General features: G+C 42.1%; 4 protein-coding genes. 2 read left to right on the top strand and 2 right to left on the bottom strand.

The features are described 5' to 3' along the window. A partial coding sequence (locus PX636_RS06100) for a M1 family metallopeptidase (RefSeq protein ID WP_288116499.1) occupies positions 1-1,509 on the bottom strand: 1,509 nt, incomplete at its 3' end. 4 nt (positions 1,510-1,513) lie between these two features. On the opposite strand from PX636_RS06100, the gene PX636_RS06095 reads away from it, so the two are divergent. After that, positions 1,514-1,951, top strand: coding sequence for a DUF4079 domain-containing protein (locus PX636_RS06095; RefSeq protein ID WP_002743713.1), 438 nt, complete (start codon positions 1,514-1,516; stop codon positions 1,949-1,951). 102 nt (positions 1,952-2,053) lie between these two features. After that, positions 2,054-3,145: a CobW family GTP-binding protein gene (locus PX636_RS06090; RefSeq protein ID WP_288093406.1), complete on the top strand. Its 1,092-nt coding sequence runs from the start codon at positions 2,054-2,056 to the stop codon at positions 3,143-3,145. 90 nt (positions 3,146-3,235) lie between these two features. On the opposite strand, the gene PX636_RS06085 is transcribed toward PX636_RS06090, so the two are convergent. After that, positions 3,236-3,721: metal ABC transporter solute-binding protein, Zn/Mn family (locus tag PX636_RS06085; RefSeq protein WP_288116498.1), on the bottom strand; the 486-nt coding region annotated here is incomplete at its 5' end.

The raw sequence follows: 3,721 nt of genomic DNA, 5'->3' as shown, positions 1-3,721 counted from the left end.
TAATTGGGCTAAATTATTCTGATTGTCCCAACTGTAGGCCACCTTATAATCGGGATGACCACCGCGATAAACGTACTGATCAAAGAGGAATAATAAATTGTAGCCGGTCGCTTTTTCGATCGCCCGTAATAAGTCCACAGTTTCCACGGTTTTATGGGCATTATCTCGCACAAAAGTCTGAATCGCTTTTCCGAATAAATCTTCCCCTAAAATAGAGCGGATCATGTGATAAACACAAGCACCTTTTTCGTAGAGATGACGATCATAAAGTTCGATCGCTTCTCGATAAACATGAGTAACAATCGGACGACGATAGCGGGAAGTATCTTCTTCTAAATAACTTCTTGCTTCCCCTAATAAATAATAACTAGCAGCTGCTTTTCCGTATTCCGATTCTGTCCATAAAACCTCAGAATAGGAGGCCATTCCCTCTTTAATCCAAGCGTGAGACCAGTGTTTAATTACCACTAAATCACCGAACCATTGATGAGCTAATTCATGGGCAACTAAGCTTTCTGTCCAAGTATGATCAATGCTGGCTCTTTGATCAATTAAACAGCGATCGGTTAAAATTGTGGTGGAAGTATTTTCCATCCCACCAAAGATAAAATCATCTACACAAACTTGCGCGTATTTAGGATAGGGATAGGGATAACCAAACTTTTGGCTAAAAAACTCGATCATGCGGGGAGTTTTACCCATACTTCTTTGTCCCTCTTCTTCCCGTCCTTTTTCCACATAATAAGTGACAGGAACACCATTCCATGAGTCGCATAATTCGGCAAAATCTCCCACCGCAAGAGTCATTAAATAGGTAGGATGAATTTGCTTTTGTGACCAGTGATAAATTCTGTCCTCACCAACGGTTGCCACCGAGATTAATTCCCCGTTAGAAATAGCGATATACGGTTGGGGAATTTTAACCCGAATTTCGGAGGTAGTTAATTGGCCGGGGTAATCAAAACAGGGAAACCAAAAGCGAGAATCTTCATCTTCTCCCTGGGTCCAAACTTGCATCGGTTTGTCGGGATAATATTCGTCGGGTCCGATAAAATATAATCCCCGTTGTGGTTGGTTAACTTGATAGTTAATCGTCAGGATAATCGGTTTATCGGTAGTGGGTTGTAGCAGATGAATGGTCAGAAGAGAACGATCATAGTCAAAGGGTTGACTGATACCTTCAATGAACACAGAATTAATATTTAAATCCACCGCGTCCAGAGTTAAACTGCTAATTCCCTGACGAATGGGGGTGAGGGTAATCTGACAGCTGCCCTGAAAACTTTGTCGGGGAATATCAATAATTAAATCGAGAAAAATATGATTAACTTGTCCGGGTCGATCGGGGTTATAATGGGGTTTAGCCCCGGGTAACTCAAAGGGTTGACGCTGATTATTTTCCGTGTCGATGGTGAGATGAGACATATTAGCCCTAACTTGCTGATTTTTGTCCGGTAAACTTAAATTAACACGATCGGTCGTCCCTTTCCTTGCTAATAATAATCCCACCCCTATGAATCTCCCTTCCTTTCTCTGGTTATGGAAAATTGCCGCTTGGTCGATGGGATTTACCCTCTTTGCCTATTTTTTACTAGCGGTTTCGGGGGTAAACATGGGTTATCGACGACTCGCGGGCCAATCTCGACCGAAATGGTTAAGATCCTTTCATCTCCTCAGCGGCCTGATCATGGTTGCTTTGGTCTTAATTCTGCTGGGAATCGGATTAGTGGGAACAATCGGTCATTATGGCAGTTTAGGCCACTCTTCCCACCTGATAGCGGGTTTATCGGTGGTTTTTCTGGTTTTTGTTTCGGCAATTAGCGGCCTGAACATTACAACTCGTCCACCTCTAGCGCGGTCTCTCCACATCGGCACTAATCTTTTATTGTTTCTGGGTTTTCTTTTTGTTACCCTAACAGGATGGGATGTGGTCCAAAAATATCTACAATAAAAATAGTCGGCGATCGAGTGGAGACTGTTTGATCAAGAAAAACTAGCCATCTCATCCCGAAAAATCGCTTTTTAGTGACAGAATACTCACCCCCAAATCATTATGCAAACCGTCGAATCACAAGCTATTAACACGATGTCAGTGCCAAAAAAAGGGCTACCGGTAACAATTATTACTGGGTTCCTTGGTAGTGGTAAGACTACTCTACTCAATCATATTCTCAGCAATCAACAGGGATTAAAAACTGCTGTTCTTGTCAATGAATTTGGTGAAATCGGTATCGATAACGAACTGATTATCAGCAGTGATGACAGCATGGTAGAATTAAATAATGGCTGTATTTGCTGCACGATTAACGAGGATTTAATTCAAGCGGTTTATAAAATTCTCGAACGTCCCGAAAAAATCGATTATTTAGTCGTAGAAACCACAGGATTAGCCGATCCTTTACCGGTAGCCTTAACCTTTTTAGGGACGGAATTACGCGAAATGACCCGTTTAGATTCCATTGTCACCATGGTGGATTGTGCCAATTTCAGTCTCGATTTATTCAACTCGCAAGCGGCCTTAAGTCAAATCACCTACGGTGATATTATTGTTCTCAATAAAACCGATCTAGTGGATGAAGCGGATGTGGATTCTTTAGAAATAAGAATCCGGGACATGAAGGAAGGAGCGAGAATTATTCGTACTAGCAAAAGTCAGGTCCCTTTACCCTTAATTCTCAGCGTCGGACTATTTGAATCGGATAAATATTTCGACACAGAGGAAGAACACCACGACCATGATCACCACGACCACGATCACGACCATTGCGATCATGATCACGACCACGATCACGATCATGATCATCACGACCATTCCAATCATTTAGAGGTGGATGGATTTACTTCTATTTCCTTTGCTAGTGACCAACCTTTTTCGATTCGGAAGTTCCAATATTTCCTCGATAATCAGTTACCAGAAAGCGTTTTCCGCGCTAAGGGTATTCTCTGGTTTGATGAAAGTCCTAAACGTCATATTTTTCACCTCAGTGGCAAACGTTTTACTCTCGAAGACGACGAATGGAAAGGTACTCCCAAAAATCAGCTAGTTCTTATCGGTCAAAATCTCGATCATGAAACCCTAAAAGAACAGATTAACAGTTGTCTCATTTTACCTGCTGTCAATCGCGGTAAAGGATTTGGCAAATAAACCCCGTGGGGGTGTTATCCTAGAGTAACGCACCCCCATCACCCAAATTCCCCACTACCCCACTTCCCCACTTCCCCCAATTATTTATTTTTATTCGGGTACTTTTCCCCCTAAAGATTCCACGATCGATCGAGTATTTTCCCTGAGCATTTTTACATAACTATCCCCTCTAGTACCCACCGCGCCGATCGAATCAGAATATAATTGTTGTGGTGCTAATTTTACCCCCGCTTCTTCGGCTACAGTGGTAATTAAAGTGGGATTAATAGTCGTCTCGGCAAAGATAGCAGGAACCTGAAGATTTTTAATAGCATCGGCTAAATTTTTCACCGTTTGGGCGCTAGGTTGTTCTTCGGTACTAATGCCAATTAAAGTTCCTGCAACTTTTAACCCGTAGGCATGAGCATAATACTGAAAAGCGTCATGAGTGGTGACTAATTGCCTTTGGGAAGGGGGGATAGTTTTAATAGCCGCAGTAATCCAGCGATCAAGATTTTCTAATTCCCTGATTAATTGGGCGGCATTTTCAGTAAAAATCTCTTTATCTTCGGGACTTAATTCAATCAATTGATCTCG

The sequence above is a fragment of the Microcystis sp. M53598_WE2 genome (genome assembly GCF_030067735.1).
Classification (GTDB): domain Bacteria; phylum Cyanobacteriota; class Cyanobacteriia; order Cyanobacteriales; family Microcystaceae; genus Microcystis; species Microcystis aeruginosa.
The sequence above is the reverse complement of the archived record's forward strand: the minus strand, read 5'-3'. Positions and strand labels throughout refer to the sequence as shown.